Raw genomic sequence first — 19,401 nt, 5'->3', positions numbered from 1 at the left:
TAGGTTAGCTTAAGTCTTCTGTCTTACGTATTAGGAGTTAGGAGTTAGGAGCTTAAACCCTAGACCTTTACTTTATACTTAAGATCTTGGGCTTCATCGCCAGTCATGCCTCGAAAGCCCCAGCAATGCGATGGCTGCTCCTTGATGGTGATCTCGATATCAATGGGAGAGATGGCCAGCTGCTTTTCTATTTCAGAAAATATCTTCTTAATCAGGCGCTTTTTGGTGTTCACCGCTCGCCCTTCCATTATATTGATCTCTATGACGGTGTAAGCTTCTGTTCGCCCTTCGGGATAAAAGAAATCATCTCTTTCTAATGGTACAAACCGATGCGCTCGTTTGTCATCAGGTAACCCCATCTCACTGTTCAAACATTGTTGTAAGACATTAGAAAGCTGTAACTTAATCGGATTTAAGCACTCTTTGATACCATAAATAACGATCATGACCATTCCTTTGATGTGATGTCAGGTAAAGAAGAACTAAGAGATAAGCAACGTAAGATAAGCGTGTCACTTATTATCTATCCATTGACTAATTCTTAACCCATATTACCTAATGACGTAAGTTAAAAAAGGTTAAACCGATTAAATTGCGAATAAACGCGACAAAAAACCATGTCTCCCTCTCTCTAACTTCCTGTTCAATACATCACCCCACATTGATCGAACTTCAACGAGCACGCGTATACATCTCTGAATTACGTACGAATCAAATCCGTACAGACTCAACCATGTATGAACTAAGGAGTGCTATGTGCCGAATTCAGCTGAGAAGATCACACGGATAGAAACCGAACCAGAAACACCCGTAGAGACTTCTCAAGAGCTTGCGGTGTTTCCTCTCCCGTTATTCATTTTGCCAAGGGGCAGACAAAGACTGCGTATTTTTGAGCCCAAGTATTTGAAAATGGTTGCTCATGCTGCGCAGGGAGACGGCTTCATCATTGCGACTCAGGACAACACCAACTCCGAACGTCTGAGTTCTTGGGGGACAAAAGTGTCTATTGTCGATTTCAATATGTCCGATGACCAAATCTTGGAAATCGATGTTGAAGGCGAACAGTTGGTCCAGCTTCACTCCTCCTTCCGCGACACAGATGATTTAATCAAAAGTGATTTCCGCCCTTTACCTCACTGGCCACAACACAGCTATAAGGTGCCGAACGTGGTTACCGCGTTTCTTGTCGAGTTGTTTCGAGAACATGATTCGATCAGAACACTCTACCCGTCTCCTGACTTTGAAAGCCCTCAATGGATCTGTGCTCGACTCCTCGAAATGATGCCTATCCCATTGGAAAAGAAAACCAAATTCACAGAACCCGCTAGTTTTCCTTCGTTAGTTCCCTTTTTGAATCAAATCATTACAGGGCAATAAGCACTTTTATTCACTATAATTTTGTATAGTAGAAATTAATTTAAAATAAAGTGATCCCTACTCTCACTCTCCACGTAGTGTCTATCAAATTCGCATGATGGTTGATTACTATGCAAGTGGAAAGCAGAAGAACAGGGAACGGCAAGGAGCATGTCATTATCCCCGACAACAAACTACCTACCGAAAGTAAGGTACCTACAGAGCTCTCAAGCTGGCTGATTTTGGTTGGTTCAGACAGAGATAAGCAGGCATTTACTTGCTTGTTTAAATTCTTTGCTCCCAAAATCAAGCGTTTTGGCATCAGTAAGTTGGGCGGTGAAGCCGCTGCCAACGAGCTAGTCCAAGACACGATGACCAACGTTTGGAAGAAAGCGCATCTCTACAACGAAGAGAAAGGCGCAGCAACCACTTGGGTATACACCGTGATGCGGAACGCCGCCTTTGATATGTTAAGAAAGGTAAAAGCGAAAGCAGAGCAAACCATCGCTGACGACATTTGGCCAATTGATGCCATGGTAGCCGAATCACAAAGTGATCAGCTTCAGTTTGGCGATCATCTAATGAGCCGTCATGTAATGACTCAAATCGAAAAGTTGCCTCTCGCTCAAAAAACCATTGTGAAAGGTGTCTACTTCCAAGAGTTATCGCAAGAGCAGCTCGCCCAACAACTCGATGTCCCGCTTGGAACTGTTAAATCACGTCTAAGACTCGCACTCGCCAAACTAAAAGTTCACATGGGGGAACAAGACCATGATTAAACATCACCCAAATGCGGCAATCTTGAAAGATTTTGTCGATGGCAATCTAGCGGATTCGGTTTCTCTGATTGTTTCTAGCCATGTAGGGCTTTGTGCACACTGCCAAAAACAAGTGAGCATGCTGACGGCGCAAGCTGCTGACACTGTCTTTGAAAGCGATACATCTGCCTTTGAAAGCGATACCTCAGGGCTTCAACTTTCTGACAGCGAAATGGACGCGTTCCTATCCGATGATGGAGAGTTTGATTTTGATACGATTGCTCAAATCACTGCTGATTCATCTCAAGCTATCGAAGTGACACCCGAAGTTCAGCAAGTTACGGTTGCAGACACCACGTTCACTATTCCTCGCGCGTTGAACTCAGTGGCGAGAAAAGACTGGATGAACTTAGGCAAAATTTCGCGAGCGCGACTCGATTTTGACGACGAAGCACACCACACCAGCTTGCTGCACATCGACAAAGATGGACAAGTTCCTTGCCACACCCACAAAGGCTTCGAGATCACGCTTCTTTTAGAAGGCAGTTTCGAAGACGAAATGGGCGTCTACAACAAAGGCGATTTCATCTGGTTAGATGGAGAACACACCCACCAACCTGCGACTAAAGAAGGCTGTGTGTGTTTAACCGTTTCAAGTGATGCGCTTTACTTCACAAAAGGTGTGAGCCAGTTATTCAATCCACTCGGTAAATATATCTATTAACCCTGTTGCACGCTATAAATATACAGGATGGCATGAAGTTATCCTGTATATCGTCAAATACATCTGGCTTAAAACATCAACGCTGTTGAGACTTAAAACACACCCAGCTCTGTAAGTACGATTAGCAATGTTGAAATATAATAAATAGCTCAAAGCAAGAGCAAAGGAGTTGGCCAATGGAAAAGAAAATTAAAATAGGCATTAGTGCTTGTGTTGCAGGACATAAGGTACGTTTCGATACAGGTCACAAACGCTCTCGTTTTTGTACAGATGACCTTGCAGATTATGTTGAACTAGAACCAGTATGCCCAGAAATGGCAGTGGGTCTTCCAACACCTCGCCCAACCATTCGCCAAGTTCGTCAGCTAGACAATATCATTCACGTTTCTAGACCTGACGGTTCTGGTGATGTGACCAATGATCTGATCGAGTTTGGACAAAACTATTCAAAGAGCAACCAGCACATCGCAGGATTCATTGTGTGTCAAAAAAGCCCAACCTGCGGTATGGAAAGAGTAAAAGTGTACCACCACCACGGTCGCGGCTCTGAATCGACAGGCGTAGGCATGTTCACCAAACAAGTGATGGAAGGCAACCCATTACTTCCAGTTGAAGAGAATGGTCGCCTCAATGACCCTATTTTGCGCGAAAACTTCATGACACGTGTCTTCACTTATCAGAAGTGGCTCAACCTTGTTGACGAAGGCGTAACTAAACACAAGCTGATTCAATTCCACAGCGCTCACAAGTACCTGGTAATGTGTCACCACATTGAAGGCTATAAGAGCCTAGGCAAACTTTTAGCGAGTAACGATTTAGAGATTGATGAGCTGGCTGAAAAGTACATCGAAGGTCTGATGACGGCGCTAATGCACCATGCAAACCGCGGCAGTCATGCTAATACTCTGCATCACTTACAAGGTTACTTTAAGAAACAACTGAGCAGCGCTCACAAACAAGAGCTCACGAATCAGATTTCATCATTCAGAGAAGGGCTAGTTCCTCTGTTAGTTCCACTAACACTGATCAACCACTACTTGATGGAATACCCAAACGAGTACCTTGAATCACAGGTTTACCTAAACCCGCACCCACAAGAACTTAAACTGAGATACGGATATTGAGCGACATTCTATGGATAAGACGAGACCTGCGGATTCACGATAACCCAGCGCTCCTCTCGGCAGTTGAAAACGGCGTAACGACCGCCGTTTTCATTTCGACACCTCAAACGTGGCAGCAACACCATCTTGCGCCAATCAAAGCTGATTTTATCTATCGTCATCTAAAACAACTCGATTCCCAGCTCGCTGAATTCGGGATAACGTTGCTTCACCTGAAAGCTAGCGACTTTGACGACCAATCCAAACAGCTCATCGATTTGTGCCAGCAGCTTGATGCCAAGTGCGTCTACGCTAACTCTGAACCAGAGGTCGATGAACAAGCTCGCGATAAAGAGCTGATTTCAAGCGGCCTAAACCTCAAGATCAGCGATTGTGACGTTATGCTGCCACTCGGTAGCGTTCTCAACAAACAAGGCGAGATGTTCAAAGTCTTTACGCCCTTTAAGAACGCTTGGTTAAAAGAAGTTCAGGTGAAAGGCATCATCTGCAGTCCAGCTCCTGTCGTGCCGACTGAACGTTCACAAACACAGCTTCCTGACGACTTACAAGCCTTAACCCTCTCCGCTGGCTATGATTTCGACTTTCCTCGTGTTGATTCAAGTCGCTGGCCATTAAGCCAAGATGTATTGGGCAATGTGATCCCCAATTTCTTAGGCAATAAAGTCAACGACTACGCACGTCTGAGAGATATTCCCTCAGTTAAAGGAACATCGGGCCTATCACCTTATTTAGCAATTGGCGCAGTGAGCCCACGTTGGTTAGCGATTCAATTGATTCAGCAACAACCCGATCTGTTATTTGATACGCAATTACCGGCCTTTTGTTGGCTCAACGAATTGATTTGGCGAGATTTTTATAAGCATTTGATGTTCCACCATCCTAAACTGGTTAAAGGCGCTAACTTCCAGCAAAAATACAATGGTTTAGATTGGTATCACGATCATCCTAGCTTTAAAACTTGGTGCGAAGGAAAAACAGGATATCCATTGGTTGATGCAGCAATGCGTCAACTGGTTGAAACGGGCTGGATGCACAACAGGCTAAGAATGGTGGTGGCAAGCTTCCTAACCAAGCACCTGCTTATTGACTGGCGTTGGGGCGAACGTTTCTTTATGTCACACCTTATCGACGGTGACTTTAGTGCCAACAATGGTGGCTGGCAGTGGGCTTCAAGTACGGGCTGTGATGCTCAACCTTACTTCCGAATTTTCAATCCAATCACTCAGAGTGAAAAGTTTGATCCAAAAGGAATTTTTATTCGTAAGTACATACCAGAGCTGCAAAATATCCCAGATAAGCATGTGCATTTCCCACATGACTTTATCGCTAAAAACGGAATAGACAGCGAATACTGGCAACCCATCGTTGAGCACAAAGAAGCACGATTGAGAGCCTTAGCCTTCTTCAAATAATTAGAGTGAATATTATGGATAACTCTCTATGGCTTGATAACTTTCTCAACATGTATCGAGAACTCGGAACCGACAATTTCGACGTGCTTAAGACAGTTTATCACCCTGATATTGAATTCCAAGACCCGCTGCATCATGTCAGCGGTATTTCGGCGCTTACGCACTACTTCGAGAACCTCTACACCCAGGTAACGAGCTGTTACTTTCATATCGAACACACTTTCGAAGTGAACGACGAAGCTTCGGTGTATTGGACGATGCAATTCGCTCACAAACAACTTAATGGGCAAAAGCCGATTGAAGTTCAAGGGCACAGCCATATCAAAATGTTGGACAATCAAGTGGTTTATCATCGCGATTATCTGGATGTGGGTTCTATGCTGTACGAGCACATCCCAGTATTGGGTTGCGCGATCAAATCCATCAAAAAAAGAGCGAGCCGATAATGCGTATTATGATCACAGGCGCGACCTCAGGTATCGGCCAATCACTTGCTATAGATTACGCCCAACAAGGGCATCAAGTGATTGCTTGCGGCCGTAATCAAGACAAACTGCAAACCTTAGTTGATTCTCACGAGACAGACTTATCGCACTCGTCAATTGACCCACTCTGTTTTGATCTGACCGATTACCACAATTTCCCAGCACTCGACCAAGATAAGCCGCTCGACCTACTGATCTTGAACGCGGGTGATTGTGAGTACATCGATGATCCTGTCAATTTCGACGCAGAGTTGTTCGAGCGCGTCATCAACATCAACCTAATTTCAATTGGCTACGCCCTTAAAGCTTGGCTAAAAAACATCAAGCCCGGCGGCCGCTTGGTTTTGGTCAGTTCAAGCGCGAGCTTTCTACCATTGCCAAGAGCCGAAGCTTATGGCGCTTCAAAGGCTGCTCTCACCTACTTAGGTCGAACGCTCTCAGTTGATCTCGCCGAGCACAACATTCATGTCTCAATTGTGCACCCAGGCTTTGTTGAAACACCATTAACCGAGCGAAACTCCTTCGCTATGCCTATGATTATTAGTAGCGAGGCAGCCACTCAACGAATCGTAAATGGTATTGCTCAAGGAAAGAGCGAGATCGATTTCCCAAGACGATTCATATTAATAATGAAATTACTAAGAATGCTACCGACTCCAGTTTGGCAAAAACTCGCTTCAAGGATGGTATAACAATGAAAAAAATCGCCATTATAGGTTCAGGCATATCTGGACTGACTTGCGCACATGTATTAGATAAGCACCACGAAGTTACGGTATTCGAGAAAAATGACTACGTCGGCGGGCACACTGCTACGGTTGATATTGAACACCGAGGCAAGGCGTTTTCAATTGATACTGGCTTCATCGTATTCAACGACAGAACCTACCCAAACTTCAACCAACTGCTTGAGCAACTCGGTGTCGAAAGGCAACCGACCGAAATGAGCTTCAGCGTACACAACACCACGACTAAATTCGAATACAACGGCCACAGCATTAATTCGTTATTCGCTCAGAGGAGTAATATTTTCAAACCTCAGTTCTGGTCTTTAGTATCTGACATCCTCAAGTTCAATAAGCTGTGTAAAGCCCAGTTCGAAAGCAACCAATTCACGCCAGATGTTACCCTCGGCAACTTCCTGCGCGAGAATCAATTTTCCGACTTTTTCAGTCAGCATTACATCTTGCCGATGGGTGCTGCTATTTGGTCCACAAGCTTGGAAGAGATGGAAGAATTCGAACTCAAGTTCTTTATCCAGTTCTTCTACAATCACGGCCTGTTAGACATTGCCAATCGCCCTCAATGGTATGTGATTCCTAAAGGTTCGCGTTCTTACGTCGAGATCATCCTTTCATGCTTGAATAAACCGGTCGCGTTAAACACCTCGATTAAGCAAGTCACTCGCCAACAGTCAGGGATTACCATTGAATTCGAAGATAGCAGCACACAAGACTTCGACGAGGTAATATTTGCGTGTCACTCAGACCAAGCCCTGCGATTGCTGGGCGACGCAACTGAACAAGAACAACAGGTACTAGGGGAGATCCCTTACAGCCGAAATGAGGTGGTTCTACACACAGATACCAACCTATTACCCGACCGTAAACTGGCTTGGGCTAGCTGGAACTACATGCTCGATGGCAACAGCCAAAGACCTGCCTGTGTCACTTACAACATGAACATTCTGCAGGGCATTGAAAGCCAAGACACCTTCTGTGTAACCCTAAACCAAAGTGATGCGATAGCGCCTGATAAAATCATTCGTAGCTTTGTTTACCATCATCCGGTACTTAACTCGAACACGGTAGAAGCCCAACATAAACGCGAGCAGATTTGCGGCAAAAACAACACCCACTTTGCAGGCGCTTATTGGTACAACGGATTCCATGAAGACGGTGTTCACAGTGCTCTCGATGTGACTAAGCGCTTTGGCCTAGATTTGAGCACGAGTTCAGTACGATGAACACTCACACCATGACACCCGACATGGGGATAGCATCAGAAAAGAGTGAAGAGCTCAGCGGCATTTACTGGGGTAACGTACGCCACCGCCGCTTTGGCGATATTACTCATGAATTTAGCTACCAGTTGTACATGATGGGATTAGATCTCGATGAAATCCCTCAAACAACCACTCGCAGTCGCTTATTCGGTACTCAGTGGTATAACCCGATTCGCTTTGTTGAATCGGATTATCTCGCTGAAAAAAAAGAAAATGTCACAGCTGATGAACCTAAATCACTTAAGCAACGTATAGCATCCAAAGTACAACAACTTGGTGGGGTTTGGTCTGTATCAAACCGTGTAACGATGCTGGCTCAGTGCCGTTGTTTAGGGATTTATTTCAGCCCAATCAACTGTTTTTTCTGTTACGACGAAACTGGTGATTGTCGCTATATGTTGGCCGAAGTGAGCAATACGCCTTGGCGAGAAAGACACTATTATCTCATCGACATGCACAAAGAGTTGAAAGTAAAAAAAGAATTTCACGTTTCGCCGTTCATGGATTTAGACATGAACTACTTGTGGAAAATAAAGCCACCAACGAAACGGACGTTAGTACACATCGAGAGTCATCGTAGCGACAAGATTTTTGATGCCACACTAGCACTCTCAAAGCAGTCGGTAACAAAAGCAAACATTAGGAAAACGGTACTGCGGACCCCTGCAATGACAATCAAGGTTGTAATGGGTATCTACTTTCAGGCTCTCAAATTATTTCTGAAAAAAGTACCGTTTGTGGCGCATCCAGACTCAGCGTCTAAAACGCCTTAAAGATGTCTAAAGTGAAGGCTTGGGTTGGCTTAACGAGACCAACACTTCTAACCCTCAGCCAGTAAAACTAAATTTAAAACAATTTCTCAGCGAGGTTTACATGGAACAGCTTGCCAAACAAAACAACAACATTGAACAACAAGCTAAAGCCGTTGCTGTTTCAAGCAACTGTAAATATCGAGCTTTAATCTTTAAGGTTCTAGAAAGCCTGCAATTCGCGACGCTTGAGATTATTGAGCGCGACCAGCATTCGGTGTTCGGCGATCGAGAAGCAGACTTGAAAGGTAGAATCGTGATTCACGATGCAACCTTTTTTAGAGATGTCGTGATTGACGGCAGTATTGGCGCATCTGAGGCCTACATTGATGGAAAATGGACAAGCCCAGATCTCACCAAAGTGATTCAAATCATGGCTCGAAATCAATCTCAACTCGACGAGCTTGACGATAAAACGCAATGGATTTCTCGCATCAAAAACCTATTGTTGCGTCGTAAGAATGCCAATACCGAGCAAGGCTCTAAACGTAATATTCTTGCGCACTACGACATTGGCAATGAGTTGTATGAACGCTTCTTAGACAGCTCGATGCAATACTCTTCCGCTATCTACAGCGAAGAAGCAGAAACCTTGTCGAAGGCTCAGCAAAACAAAATGAAAACCATCTGTGAGCGATTAGAGTTGTCAGAGAACGATAACGTGGTCGAGATAGGCACAGGCTGGGGTGGCTTAGCGATATTCATGGCGCAACACTACGGATGCCATGTCACCACAACCACAATCTCAGATGCCCAACACGCGCTTGCAGAACAAAGAGTAAAAGCGCTTGGCTTAACCGACAAAATCACCCTGCTTAAAGAGGATTATCGTAACCTTACTGGTGAATATGACAAGTTGGTCTCTATCGAGATGATTGAGGCGGTCGGCCATGAATATCTACAGACCTTCTTTGAGAAATGTTCTTCACTGTTGAAACCATCAGGCAAAATGCTGATTCAAGCAATCACCATTGCCGACAGTCGTTATGACAAATACCGCAAAGGCGTCGACTTTATTCAGAAGTACATTTTCCCAGGCGGTTGCCTACCTTCGGTCTCAGTGATGACCCAACACCTTGCGACCAGTACAGACCTTGTTGTCCAAGAAATTGATGACATTGGCCTGCACTACGCTCGAACGCTTAATGATTGGAATGTTGCCTTTGAAAACAGTTGGGAAGAGTTAGAGTCTCTCGGCTATTCAGAAGAGTTTAAGCGCTTGTGGATCTTCTACTTCTGCTACTGTGAAGGTGCATTCAAAGAGCGCGTGATCAGTACTCATCACTTAGTTGCTAGAAAACCTCGTTACTTTGGAGCAAAAGATGAAACGGTTTTGGATTATTAATCTCGTTCTGTTTCAAGCGACCTGGGTTTGCAGCGCGTTCTTTACCGCGCAAGCCCCGTTCGTGGCGCCACTGATTGTGGCCGTTCACTTCCTTCTCTCCCCTACCCGCAGTAGCGATCTGAAAATACTCATTTTATTACCATTGGGGCTGTTGCTTGATAGCCTCTTACTTCACTTCGGCGTGTTTGCCGTCGACTCTGAAATTGCTAATCAATCGTGGTTCCCAGTGTGGCTCGTTTGCCTGTGGATCATGTTTTTAATCAGTTTTAACCACAGCCTAAATTGGCTTTTAAAATGCTCGAAAGTGATCTTGTTTGTCATAGGGTTCGTAGCAGGTACTAGTAGTTATTGGGGAGGCATCAAAGCAGGCGCCCTTCTTACTACTTGGCCAGACGCATCGGTGTTAGCTGCCCTTGCAATAAGTTGGGGGATTTTGTTGCCCTTACTGGTGGCCGCTTACTCCAACTTAATACAACCCAAAATGGCAACAACGAGGTGACTTATGGCTTTTCCACGCAACCCTACGCAAGCGTTCAAATCTGAGAGCGATGTTAGTCGCGTTCGCACTCAAGCAAGCGTGCAATCAAGAAATCGATTATTTAGCTTAGCCACTCTAATCCTCATTTGCGCAGCACTCCTATTTATCGGGAATGCCAAAGCTTCTGCTGTCGATGATTTAAATAAGCGCGGTCAGGGAGAAATGAGTTACTTGTTTTGGACTTTGTATTCTGCAGAGTTCTACACCACTCCTTCTAACTCTGAGCGCGCCTTGAAACTTGAGTACTACCGAGCAATTGACAGCGAAGACCTTGTAGACGCAACCAAAGACCAATGGAGCAAACTTGGTTACTCCAACAACAATATCCAACGTTGGTTGAAGCCTTTGTACGCAATGTGGCCCAACGTTGAGGAAGGCAGCACGCTGACTATCCGAGTTGCTGAAGACAACGTAAGTCGCTTCTATTTCGATGAGCAACCCATAGGCACCATCCAAGACAAGCAGTTTGGTGACGCTTTCCTAGCCATTTGGTTATCTGAAAACACCTCTGAGCCCGGTCTACGCAAACAACTATTAGGGTTGAACAAATGAATCCAAAAACAACAATAATAAAATTTGCTTTGGCACTGTTTTCACTCACTTGGCTAGCGGGTTGTGGCTCTGCAAGTTTAGAAAACCACGTAGACACTACGCCAGAGCTCAAGCTTGAAACCTTTTTCAATGGCGAGCTAATGGCATACGGCATGGTACTCGACCGCTCTGGTAACTTACTGCGCCGCTTTGATGCCAAGCTCATCGCTACTTGGGACGGAGACAACGGAGAAATCAAAGAGTGGTTCTCCTTTGCTGATGGTGAGCGTTCAACTCGCGTTTGGAACCTCATCAAAACCGGTGACAATACCTACACAGGCACCGCCAACGATGTCGTTGGGACGGCATATGGAGAGACCCAAGGTTCAGCGCTTTATTGGAAATATGATTTAGAAATCGAAGTAGACGGTAGCACCTATGAAGTGGTGCTTGATGATTGGATGTTCTTGATGGACGACAAACGCCTGTTCAATAAAACCGAGATGTCTAAGTTTGGCTTTAAAGTCGGTGAAGTGATTTTGTATATCGAGAAACTTTAATTAACTGCCGTTTCTGATTCTTAGCTCCATCAGCGATAACCTCTACTCCAAAAGACAATCTCAGCCCACCTTTTAATATCAGCCCGCAAACAATCTCTACCCACAATGCAATCTCAACCCACAACAGAAAATTGTGGGTTGTTCTGTTTAATCCCTCGAATAGCATACCTGTATGCTCAAGCCTTTGTGCTAAGATGCGCCACCAGCATACAAATGGGCTAAACTCAGTTGAGCGAACGTGATACACAGTTCCACCAATTATGAGCACTTCCCCATTGGTTTCGCTAAGCGTAGATTCCCTACCATGAATAATTGAAAAGGCTTTAAAGCATGAGCAAGTTGACCTCAGCGGAGCGTAAAGCTCGCGACAATGAACGTTTCTCACAACGTGTAAACGACCGCAGAGAAAAAGGCGAAGACGTAGTTGCTTACGCACTGACCAACAAGAAAGCTGTAAAATTCCTGACTAAGTCGGAAAAGAAACGCTTCAATGAAGCGAAAGTCATTCGCCAAGAAGAACAGCGCGTGAAAGATCAAGAAGAGCTCAACAGAATCGAAGACTCATTCACGACCAAACAGTTCGACGACGAGTAATCTGATTTTCAAAAGCGCTGGCCTATGCCGGCGTTTTTACTTTTTAGTACTCCTTCTTTTTTCTTTCTTGGCTTACATCACTTTCTCAAACCTCAATTCTATCGAGCAATCTTAGTCATGAGCCTCAGCATCTTGGTCTTAGATCTCAGAAAACACGCTTTCAAAGCCTTACTATCTCGATTCAATTCAACAATCCCGAGTCCCCATGATTTTAATCACCGGATCAAGCAGCGGTTTAGGCGCAGCTTTAGCTAAGCAATATGCGAACGCATCAAACAGCCGTCAGCGCTTAATGATCACTGGCCGCAGCTCACAGCGTTTAGCTGAATTAGCGAAAAACCTGCCAGCAGATACCGTTAGCCAAACCTGTGATCTATGTGACCCGCACTCCGTGAGCGAGCTGCTTGATGCCTTGCCAGAAACACCAAAACTGGTGGTTCACAGCGCTGGCAGTGGATACTTCGGTAAGATAGAACAACAAGATCCAGCTGCGATCAGTGACATGCTAAAAAACAATATCGAGTCCTCGATATTTCTGATTCGCGAGCTTGTTCAGCGTTACAAAGATCAACCCGTCACCATTGCGGTCGTGATGTCGACCGCGGCTCAAGGCGCGAAAGCAGAAGAATCCACCTACTGCGCAGCAAAATGGGCAGTAAAAGGCTTTATCGAATCGGTAAGGTTGGAGCTCAAAGGTCACCCGATGAAAATCGTTGCGGTTTATCCCGGCGGAATGGCGACAGAGTTTTGGGGAACCAGCGGCAAAGCGATGGATACTTCAAGCTTTATGACAGCTCAAGAGGCTGCTCAAATGCTGCAACAGGCGTTAACCAGCACTGAGCATGGATTTGTATCAGATATCACGATAAACCGCGGTTAACGGCTAATGAGAGTATCGAACAGGTAAACAGAGCTATTCGAGCTAATTATTTGTGAGGGTGAGCATGAAAGTGTGCGACAATGCTCGGCGTAAATTCATATTCAAGGTTTATTATGAAACTTCTAGTTCGTAACCTATCGCGCTCTACTGCTGAGCAAGACATCCGTGTTCTATTTTCTGAGTTCGGCTCAGTAAAAGAGTGCAGCCTAGTTTTAGACCAAAACACTGGCGAATCTAAAGGCTTTGCATTTGTTGAAATGCCAGAGCACGAAGAAGCGAAAGCGGCACTAAACAAGCTGAACATGTCAAAGCTTGGCAGCAACACGATTCGTGTAAAAGTCGCTAACTCTTAATTAGAGCAAGCACTTAGCAAAGGCTGATTGTTAGCTTATAGCTTAAGATTGATTGTTAACATCAGATCGGTTGTTAACAGCAGATTAATCGTTAACAGCAATCATCAAATGACTGGTCTCTTTATCTAGCTTCACCGTAAGCTCAGATAATAAAGCCCGTAACGATATTCCGCTGAAAAAGCATAATATCGTTACGGGCTTTTTGCTGCTCGCGATTCTCTTTTCAAAACCAACCTATTCACTTATCGTTTGCGCTTATAACCCTTCATATTCATCAATAGCACGCCTTGCTTCTGCCATTGAACATCCTGATTCCATCACTAACTGCGCGACCGTCATCGAGGGCGTAGCGGCTAACAACGATGCCAAACACACCACAGGCTTAGGCAGTACTTTGTCGATTGCGATTGCTATCCAACCGTCTTTTTCATGAGTGAGCAGGGTTTTAAATTCAATGAGTTGATGATCCTGAGCCACCAACAACCAGTTGCGTGAACGTCGCACTCGCTTCAACTGGCATCCACACTCAGTCGCATTCGCCATCACTTGGCTTTTATCACTCACACGATGTACAAAACTATTCAGTGGGACACTAAACATAACTCTCTGCCAACCAACCTATACCAATCATTCAAGCGCTCTCTAACTACCACTCGGCAACTCAACATTCTCTATCAATAAAATCATGCTTAGAATTACACAGACACAAAAAAACCGCCAGTGATGCACTAAGCAGCCTCGCGGTTTTTTGTTCTTTAGAGCCCAATGATCAGCATCAGCGGCTAAGCATTTTCAATTCAACATGGATAATCAGCAGCAGCTTTTTGAAGCACCGCTATTACAACAAGTTGAAGAAGTCTGACGTCCTCGCTCAAAGCCATCAATTACATCTGCTAACGCGGTAAATGATTGCTCGATATTATCGCGTGACGTCGCGATGTTCATTCGCATGAAGTTAGGGCTTTGTGCACCAAACCAACCTCCTGGGGTTAAGCCCATTTTAGCCTGTTCAAACACCACATTTTTTAGCTCTTCTTCCGAAAAATCCAAGCCTGAGAAATCAAACCACACTTGGTAAGTCCCTTGCGGTTGGAAGACTTTTAGCTGAGGAATTCGCTGCTCAGAAAATTCGGTAATCCACTTAACTGTGTCTTGCAGATACACTAGCATGCCGTCTAACCACTCTTCACCTTTCTCAAAGGCCGCCACGGTTGCAAATGTGCTGAACGCATTACCATGGTCGAGATACATCGCCACCACATTGGTTTTGAACGCTTCAAATAACTCATGATTGTTGGTGTACACATAACCATTTGAGATGCTGTGCATACCGAAGGTTTTCGCTGGAGAGCCAATCAAGGAAATGACCTTGTCGTAATCAAAGCTGGTTAAGCTCGTAAAAGAATGACCTTCAAAAATAATGTCGGAATGGACTTCATCACTGATGATCAGCACATCGTGGCGCTTGGCGATTTCGATGACTTGTTCAATTTCTTGAGGTGTCCACACTCGCCCAGTCGGATTATGCGGATTGCAGAGAATCATCGTCTTCACTTGCTGTTCGATGATCTGTTGCTCCATACCAGAAAAATCAATCTGATAACTCTGTCCGTCATTAATCAACGGGCTATTCACCACCTGACGACCTGCTTTATTCACCAAATTAGCGAACTGATGGTAAGCCGGCGTATGAATAAGTACACCATCACCCTCATTAGTAAACTGGCGCAGTAACAACGCGATGCCTGGTAACACACCCGGCACCTGAACGAACTTATCAGCAGATAGGTTCAAACCATGACGTTTTGAATACCATTGAGAAAGCGCCTCAAACACCGCCTGTTCATTGAACTCATACGAGTACACTCCACGCTCAACTAAACGATTCAGCTCTTGAGTGATCGGTTCTGCTACCTGAAAATCCATATCGGCAACCCAATATGGGAATACATCGGTGGTGTTGTAAATGCTATCTAGCATCTCTGGTTTGCTTTTGATAAACGCATTTTCACCGTAATTCGATGCACTGTTAAACGCTGTCATGAAGGGTTCCTCAAATAGTGTGTTTGGTTCTTTTGCAATCAACTGGATTGCCTGAATACCCTTAAGACGATGACAAGGCTCAAAAGACGAAGCTTCCAAAGAAATCTTGTGACTAATTTAAATTAATCTCGCATCTCGACCTTTATCTCAGTCTTGACCGAGTTCGCGATAAAGCAGTTTTTGTGCGCTAAATGATGCAGTTTGTCGAGCTGTTTGGCAGTTGGCTTCTTAGTGCCTAAGAACACAATATCAGGTCGCAGAGTCACCTTAGTGATAGACGAGCGGCCAGATTCATCTTCTTCCAGCACACCAATCGCATCATCCACATAAGAGTCGATCACGTACTTCTGCTTTGCAGCAATGCCCAAAAACGTCAGCATATGGCAGCTAGAAAGTGCCGCGATAAACGCTTCTTCTGGGTCGACATTCGCTTCCACCGAAAACGGCAGTGGCACAACATGAGGAGAAGATGAAGCTGGCACAGTGATACCACCATCGAACTCCCACGTATGACCGCGACTGTATTGGTTGTCACTAAAGGCTTCATCGTCACCACGAGCCCAACGAATCACCGCACTATATTCAGACATAATCCCTTCCTCTATCCATTAGTTATCAAATAATTGGTTCTCAAACGACGAGTTATTTAGCGATCAGCAGGGTGATTGACACCATCATTAGTCACCACATCGCCAATATCAAAAGGGTTTACTCCTTCCAAACAACCGATGTTAAATCCATATTCATTGAGGCTTGAGCGGCGTTGGTGATGAGTATAGATACCGCAGTTTGAGCAGAAGTAATGCTTCGCGGTGTTGGTATTGAATTGATAAAGCTTGAGATGCTCAGCACCTTTGAGGATCTTGATTCCATCCAGCGCAACAGAGCCCACAATCGCTCCCCTGCGACGACAGATAGAACAATCACAGCGGCGTGGTTTTTCTATCCCGTTAGATAAACTGAGCTCTAGTTCAACCGCACCGCAATGGCAGGTTGCCTTGTGAAAAGGTTGGATAACCGTATCTCCGACGACTTTCATTTTTATCTCCAATCACGTCCATGTGGTCAAGCTATCTTAACGAGAACTGTTTACGTTGTCCGTAAGGAAGCTTTGAATTTAGCATTTTTAGAACAATCAACTTATCCATAAAACCTTCAATAGTTCTCAGTTTTACAACGACATCGCCCTACATTAATAATCGTTAATCTAAGCACAACCGATCCTTAATCCTTATGCAAGTAAGCTCTCCCTATCAATAAAAATAGAGAGAGAAAAAACGTGAACATACTTGGATACTTACAAAAAATCGGCAAAGCACTGATGGTGCCGATCGCCGTACTGCCTGCTGGTGGTTTGATGCTAGGGCTAGGTTATGCCCTTGACCCATCAGGTTGGGGAGCTAACAGCGCCTTAGCCACCATACTGGTATACGGTGGTAAAGGCATTATGGATAACCAAGCGTGGTTATTCGCGGTTGGTGTCGCTTATGGTTTAGCGAAAGACAATAACGGAGCTGCCGCTCTCTCTGGCCTATTAGGTCTACTCGTCGTGGAAATGATCGTGGGTAACGTGAATGTTATCTCACAAATCACCGGTGTCCCTGTTGACCAAATGGGCGCATCTGAACTTATCGCCTCCAATGCAGCAGTGAGTGCATTCACTGGCATCATGATAGGTATTGTCGCCGCCACTCTATATAACCGATTCCACACCATAAAACTGCCTGCGGCTCTCGGATTCTTTGGTGGCAAGCGCTTCGTTCCAATCATCACTTCTCTGGCCGCGATTAGTATCAGCTTAGTCATGGTTTATGTGTGGCCTGTCGTCTACGGAGCACTGGTTGAGTTCGGCATCTCTATTTCTGAAATGGGTGCGACAGGCGCTGGCCTCTATGGTTTCTTTAACCGCTTACTTATTCCTGTTGGCTTGCACCACGCACTTAACCAAGTTTTCCTATTCGATTTAGTGGGCATCAATGACATTTCTAAATTCTGGTCGGGCACTGGCGAACTCGGTGTAACGGGTATTTATCAAGGTGGCTTCTTCCCTGTTATGGGTTATGGCTTACCAGCGGCATGTTTAGCGATGTACCACTGTGCAAAACCAGAAAACAAAAAGAAAGTCGGCGGTATTCTAGGTGCTTCAGCGTTAACCGCTATCTTAACTGGCGTAACAGAACCGATTGAGTTTGCCTTCATGTTCGTGGCACCTGTGCTTTATGTTATTCACGCGCTTCTTGCCGCTATGTCGCTATACATTGCTGCTAGTATGCAGTGGATCGCTGGCTTTACCTTCAGTGGTGGGTTAATTGACTTCGTGCTGTCTTACAATCTTCCGCTCGCAGTAAAACCTTACATGTTGATACTTCAAGGTCTATTCTTTGCGACGATTTACTACTCAATATTCCGCTTCGCCATCCTAAAGTTCGATCTCAAAACACCGGGACGTGAAGATGTGGACGTTGCAGAAGTAAACCAAGTTTCATCGAATGAGAAGGCGGCGCAATACTTAAAAGCGCTAGGGGGGCATGCCAACCTAACCAGTATCGATTCATGCATCACAAGACTGCGTTTAACACTTAAAGACATCAGCATTGTTGATGAAGCGACACTGAAAGCGATTGGCGCAATGGGCGTGGTAAAAATTGGGGCTAACAACCTTCAGGTTATTATTGGCACAGAGGCAGAGGAGATCGCTCATGCGATGACTCAAATCCCTAAAAGCCAAGATCTAACCTCGGTTCCACTTCCGAGTTAAACCCAGCGTCACTAAAACACAGCACACGTTGCGATTCACATTAAAACACTCAGGCCAAAGCTATTCGCTTTGGCTTTTTTGCACTCGCAGCGTAAAGAGAAAAAGACAGGGTCTTAACATTGTGTAAGCACGAATAACCACTTTTAAGACGTTGATTAATCACTAATTCAAGAACCATTTCAGACTGATAACGTACCCCACCTAGGAGGTAATGTGTGCTTGCAAGGTTACTCATTTAAACAATAAAACTGTTTTACATTATATGCATAGCATTCAGTTGGTTATAAGCAATAATCTTGATATGTTAGGCGGAATAGATTCGTGTATGTACGATATTAAAATGTTAGGCGCTACAGTGGAATATTATGATGAGTCAAAAATTTTTGAATTCTTCTCGCCAAGTTCAAGAACGATGGTGGCGTATGAAATTCCATCAGAAATTTGGAAAGCAGTTGAAAGCATTATTCTTGTGGCGGTTACATCGAAAGCTAAACAAAGAGTTCCAGTTTAGAGATAAAGTGATTAACAACACAATTCATACAGTTGTTGAGCAGATGAAAAAGATCAATGCTGAATATTTCCCTGCATCTAAACAGTTCTTCAACCTTAGTCTTTATTTTCTACTTGCCGAAAGAGACATCCAAGCCTTGAAAGCAGATGCTTTTGCGCATCCGAACGAAACGAAACGAGGCATAGCTTTGCGTACTCTGCTCTTGACCATATATGAATGGGATATGACAAAGGTGACGGGCAAGAAAATGGGGTTTATTTTTGAGTGCACAGGTTTATCTGATGAATCAAAAAAAGAAGTGTCAGGAGCATTAAAGGAATTACGCAAAGCTCATAAAGTCACTATCCAGCAGTTTCGTGAAGTTAGGCTTAATACTATTGCTCATAGAGATGCAGATGCGTTGAACCAGTACGAGATTATCTCAAAGTTGGATATTAGAGATTTTTCAAATCCAATAACAAATTTCTATAGCGCATCCGATAAGTTATTGAAATCGTTAGTCAAGGCAACGATGGAAATTGGCTCTCAGCGCAGTTTATTCAACCAAATACTACACCCTAAAAAACGCGCCTAACGAATAAGGATTAAGGTGTTGAGCAGCCTACAAAGTCCACT

General features: G+C 44.6%; 23 protein-coding genes. 18 read left to right on the top strand and 5 right to left on the bottom strand.

Translation table 11 applies throughout. The features are described 5' to 3' along the window. Positions 1-59 precede the first annotated feature (59 nt). Positions 60-446 carry a tautomerase family protein gene (locus tag ACED59_RS06265; protein ID WP_029223927.1) on the bottom strand — a complete coding sequence of 129 codons (387 nt, stop codon included), beginning with the start codon at positions 444-446 and terminating at the stop codon, positions 60-62. A gap of 310 nt (positions 447-756) precedes the next feature. Between ACED59_RS06265 and ACED59_RS06260 the strand changes: the two genes are divergently transcribed. The 16 genes from ACED59_RS06260 to ACED59_RS06185 all read left to right on the top strand — a co-directional run bounded on the left by ACED59_RS06260 (position 757) and on the right by ACED59_RS06185 (position 13,474). After that, positions 757-1,377 carry an LON peptidase substrate-binding domain-containing protein gene (locus tag ACED59_RS06260; protein ID WP_017097808.1) on the top strand — a complete coding sequence of 207 codons (621 nt, stop codon included), beginning with the start codon at positions 757-759 and terminating at the stop codon, positions 1,375-1,377. Positions 1,378-1,487: 110 nt separating this feature from the next. Beyond that, positions 1,488-2,135: a sigma-70 family RNA polymerase sigma factor gene (locus tag ACED59_RS06255; RefSeq protein ID WP_009846090.1), complete on the top strand. Its 648-nt coding sequence runs from the start codon at positions 1,488-1,490 to the stop codon at positions 2,133-2,135. After that, a complete protein-coding gene (locus ACED59_RS06250; RefSeq protein ID WP_017097809.1) occupies positions 2,128-2,838 on the top strand; it encodes a ChrR family anti-sigma-E factor in 711 nt (236 codons plus the stop codon). Before ACED59_RS06255 ends, ACED59_RS06250 begins: the two co-directional genes overlap by 8 nt. 176 nt (positions 2,839-3,014) lie before the next feature. Next, positions 3,015-3,962 carry a DUF523 and DUF1722 domain-containing protein gene (locus ACED59_RS06245; RefSeq protein ID WP_017097810.1) on the top strand — a complete coding sequence of 316 codons (948 nt, stop codon included), beginning with the start codon at positions 3,015-3,017 and terminating at the stop codon, positions 3,960-3,962. Beyond that, positions 3,959-5,374 (top strand): deoxyribodipyrimidine photo-lyase, encoded by a 1,416-nt coding sequence (phrB, locus tag ACED59_RS06240; RefSeq protein WP_102248802.1) that lies wholly within the window; start codon positions 3,959-3,961, stop codon positions 5,372-5,374. Before ACED59_RS06245 ends, phrB begins: the two co-directional genes overlap by 4 nt. Before the next feature lie 14 nt (positions 5,375-5,388). After that, positions 5,389-5,820 carry a nuclear transport factor 2 family protein gene (locus ACED59_RS06235; protein WP_017098848.1) on the top strand — a complete coding sequence of 144 codons (432 nt, stop codon included), beginning with the start codon at positions 5,389-5,391 and terminating at the stop codon, positions 5,818-5,820. Continuing rightward, positions 5,820-6,551, top strand: a complete 732-nt coding sequence (locus ACED59_RS06230; RefSeq protein ID WP_017098847.1) for an SDR family NAD(P)-dependent oxidoreductase — start codon at positions 5,820-5,822, stop codon at positions 6,549-6,551. The genes ACED59_RS06235 and ACED59_RS06230 overlap by 1 nt, the downstream gene beginning before the upstream one ends. 2 nt (positions 6,552-6,553) lie before the next feature. Beyond that, entirely contained in the window at positions 6,554-7,825 is a 1,272-nt protein-coding gene (locus ACED59_RS06225) for an NAD(P)/FAD-dependent oxidoreductase (protein ID WP_017098846.1), read from the top strand. Beyond that, positions 7,822-8,637 (top strand): DUF1365 domain-containing protein, encoded by an 816-nt coding sequence (locus ACED59_RS06220; RefSeq protein WP_017098845.1) that lies wholly within the window; start codon positions 7,822-7,824, stop codon positions 8,635-8,637. Before ACED59_RS06225 ends, ACED59_RS06220 begins: the two co-directional genes overlap by 4 nt. A 100-nt stretch (positions 8,638-8,737) precedes the next feature. Beyond that, positions 8,738-10,018: a cyclopropane-fatty-acyl-phospholipid synthase family protein gene (locus ACED59_RS06215; RefSeq protein ID WP_029224045.1), complete on the top strand. Its 1,281-nt coding sequence runs from the start codon at positions 8,738-8,740 to the stop codon at positions 10,016-10,018. Then, a complete protein-coding gene (locus ACED59_RS06210) occupies positions 9,996-10,517 on the top strand; it encodes a DUF2878 domain-containing protein (RefSeq protein ID WP_017098843.1) in 522 nt (173 codons plus the stop codon). The genes ACED59_RS06215 and ACED59_RS06210 overlap by 23 nt, the downstream gene beginning before the upstream one ends. A gap of 3 nt (positions 10,518-10,520) precedes the next feature. Then, positions 10,521-11,108, top strand: a complete 588-nt coding sequence (locus ACED59_RS06205) for a chalcone isomerase family protein (protein ID WP_017098842.1) — start codon at positions 10,521-10,523, stop codon at positions 11,106-11,108. Further along, entirely contained in the window at positions 11,105-11,647 is a 543-nt protein-coding gene (locus ACED59_RS06200; protein ID WP_017098841.1) for a DUF3833 domain-containing protein, read from the top strand. The genes ACED59_RS06205 and ACED59_RS06200 overlap by 4 nt, the downstream gene beginning before the upstream one ends. A 330-nt stretch (positions 11,648-11,977) precedes the next feature. Continuing rightward, entirely contained in the window at positions 11,978-12,241 is a 264-nt protein-coding gene (locus ACED59_RS06195; protein ID WP_017098840.1) for a hypothetical protein, read from the top strand. 205 nt (positions 12,242-12,446) lie between these two features. Beyond that, the gene (locus ACED59_RS06190; protein ID WP_017098839.1) at positions 12,447-13,121 is read left to right on the top strand and encodes an SDR family NAD(P)-dependent oxidoreductase; all 675 of its coding nucleotides are present in this window, start codon (positions 12,447-12,449) and stop codon (positions 13,119-13,121) included. A gap of 113 nt (positions 13,122-13,234) precedes the next feature. Beyond that, entirely contained in the window at positions 13,235-13,474 is a 240-nt protein-coding gene (locus ACED59_RS06185; RefSeq protein WP_009846076.1) for an RNA-binding protein, read from the top strand. 255 nt (positions 13,475-13,729) lie between these two features. On the opposite strand, the gene ACED59_RS06180 is transcribed toward ACED59_RS06185, so the two are convergent. From ACED59_RS06180 to ACED59_RS06165, 4 genes are all read right to left on the bottom strand, one after another. Continuing rightward, positions 13,730-14,074 carry a ribosome recycling factor family protein gene (locus ACED59_RS06180; RefSeq protein WP_017098838.1) on the bottom strand — a complete coding sequence of 115 codons (345 nt, stop codon included), beginning with the start codon at positions 14,072-14,074 and terminating at the stop codon, positions 13,730-13,732. Positions 14,075-14,284: 210 nt separating this feature from the next. Beyond that, on the bottom strand, positions 14,285-15,517 hold the full coding sequence (locus tag ACED59_RS06175; protein WP_029224044.1) for a MalY/PatB family protein: 1,233 nt from the start codon (positions 15,515-15,517) through the stop codon (positions 14,285-14,287). A 122-nt stretch (positions 15,518-15,639) separates the two neighbouring features. Beyond that, positions 15,640-16,107, bottom strand: coding sequence for an OsmC family protein (locus ACED59_RS06170; RefSeq protein ID WP_017098836.1), 468 nt, complete (start codon positions 16,105-16,107; stop codon positions 15,640-15,642). 56 nt (positions 16,108-16,163) lie between these two features. Then, positions 16,164-16,556: a GFA family protein gene (locus ACED59_RS06165; protein ID WP_029224043.1), complete on the bottom strand. Its 393-nt coding sequence runs from the start codon at positions 16,554-16,556 to the stop codon at positions 16,164-16,166. 240 nt (positions 16,557-16,796) lie between these two features. On the opposite strand from ACED59_RS06165, the gene nagE reads away from it, so the two are divergent. Both nagE and ACED59_RS06155 read left to right on the top strand, forming a co-directional pair. Beyond that, positions 16,797-18,275 (top strand): N-acetylglucosamine-specific PTS transporter subunit IIBC, encoded by a 1,479-nt coding sequence (nagE, locus tag ACED59_RS06160; RefSeq protein WP_017098835.1) that lies wholly within the window; start codon positions 16,797-16,799, stop codon positions 18,273-18,275. Between the two features lie 365 nt (positions 18,276-18,640). Next, entirely contained in the window at positions 18,641-19,360 is a 720-nt protein-coding gene (locus ACED59_RS06155) for a hypothetical protein (RefSeq protein ID WP_133151472.1), read from the top strand. The last annotated feature ends 41 nt before the right edge of the window (positions 19,361-19,401 follow it).

This window comes from Vibrio sp. FF266 (assembly GCF_041439695.1).
Classification (GTDB): Bacteria; Pseudomonadota; Gammaproteobacteria; order Enterobacterales; family Vibrionaceae; genus Vibrio; species Vibrio tasmaniensis_A.
This window is presented reverse-complemented; position numbering and strand designations above follow the sequence as displayed.

What these genes read in the sequence shown, in the direction of transcription:
- ACED59_RS06265 (WP_029223927.1), bottom strand. Translation starts at nt 446, where the DNA reads ATGATCGTTATTTATGGTATCAAAGAGTGCTTAAATCCGATTAAGTTA.
- ACED59_RS06255 (WP_009846090.1), top strand. Translation starts at nt 1,488, where the DNA reads ATGCAAGTGGAAAGCAGAAGAACAGGGAACGGCAAGGAGCATGTCATT.
- ACED59_RS06250 (WP_017097809.1), top strand. Translation starts at nt 2,128, where the DNA reads ATGATTAAACATCACCCAAATGCGGCAATCTTGAAAGATTTTGTCGAT.
- ACED59_RS06245 (WP_017097810.1), top strand. Translation starts at nt 3,015, where the DNA reads ATGGAAAAGAAAATTAAAATAGGCATTAGTGCTTGTGTTGCAGGACAT.
- ACED59_RS06235 (WP_017098848.1), top strand. Translation starts at nt 5,389, where the DNA reads ATGGATAACTCTCTATGGCTTGATAACTTTCTCAACATGTATCGAGAA.
- ACED59_RS06230 (WP_017098847.1), top strand. Translation starts at nt 5,820, where the DNA reads ATGCGTATTATGATCACAGGCGCGACCTCAGGTATCGGCCAATCACTT.
- ACED59_RS06225 (WP_017098846.1), top strand. Translation starts at nt 6,554, where the DNA reads ATGAAAAAAATCGCCATTATAGGTTCAGGCATATCTGGACTGACTTGC.
- ACED59_RS06220 (WP_017098845.1), top strand. Translation starts at nt 7,822, where the DNA reads ATGAACACTCACACCATGACACCCGACATGGGGATAGCATCAGAAAAG.
- ACED59_RS06215 (WP_029224045.1), top strand. Translation starts at nt 8,738, where the DNA reads ATGGAACAGCTTGCCAAACAAAACAACAACATTGAACAACAAGCTAAA.
- ACED59_RS06210 (WP_017098843.1), top strand. Translation starts at nt 9,996, where the DNA reads ATGAAACGGTTTTGGATTATTAATCTCGTTCTGTTTCAAGCGACCTGG.
- ACED59_RS06205 (WP_017098842.1), top strand. Translation starts at nt 10,521, where the DNA reads ATGGCTTTTCCACGCAACCCTACGCAAGCGTTCAAATCTGAGAGCGAT.
- ACED59_RS06200 (WP_017098841.1), top strand. Translation starts at nt 11,105, where the DNA reads ATGAATCCAAAAACAACAATAATAAAATTTGCTTTGGCACTGTTTTCA.
- ACED59_RS06195 (WP_017098840.1), top strand. Translation starts at nt 11,978, where the DNA reads ATGAGCAAGTTGACCTCAGCGGAGCGTAAAGCTCGCGACAATGAACGT.
- ACED59_RS06190 (WP_017098839.1), top strand. Translation starts at nt 12,447, where the DNA reads ATGATTTTAATCACCGGATCAAGCAGCGGTTTAGGCGCAGCTTTAGCT.
- ACED59_RS06185 (WP_009846076.1), top strand. Translation starts at nt 13,235, where the DNA reads ATGAAACTTCTAGTTCGTAACCTATCGCGCTCTACTGCTGAGCAAGAC.
- ACED59_RS06180 (WP_017098838.1), bottom strand. Translation starts at nt 14,074, where the DNA reads ATGTTTAGTGTCCCACTGAATAGTTTTGTACATCGTGTGAGTGATAAA.
- ACED59_RS06175 (WP_029224044.1), bottom strand. Translation starts at nt 15,517, where the DNA reads ATGACAGCGTTTAACAGTGCATCGAATTACGGTGAAAATGCGTTTATC.
- ACED59_RS06170 (WP_017098836.1), bottom strand. Translation starts at nt 16,107, where the DNA reads ATGTCTGAATATAGTGCGGTGATTCGTTGGGCTCGTGGTGACGATGAA.
- ACED59_RS06165 (WP_029224043.1), bottom strand. Translation starts at nt 16,556, where the DNA reads ATGAAAGTCGTCGGAGATACGGTTATCCAACCTTTTCACAAGGCAACC.
- ACED59_RS06155 (WP_133151472.1), top strand. Translation starts at nt 18,641, where the DNA reads ATGATGAGTCAAAAATTTTTGAATTCTTCTCGCCAAGTTCAAGAACGA.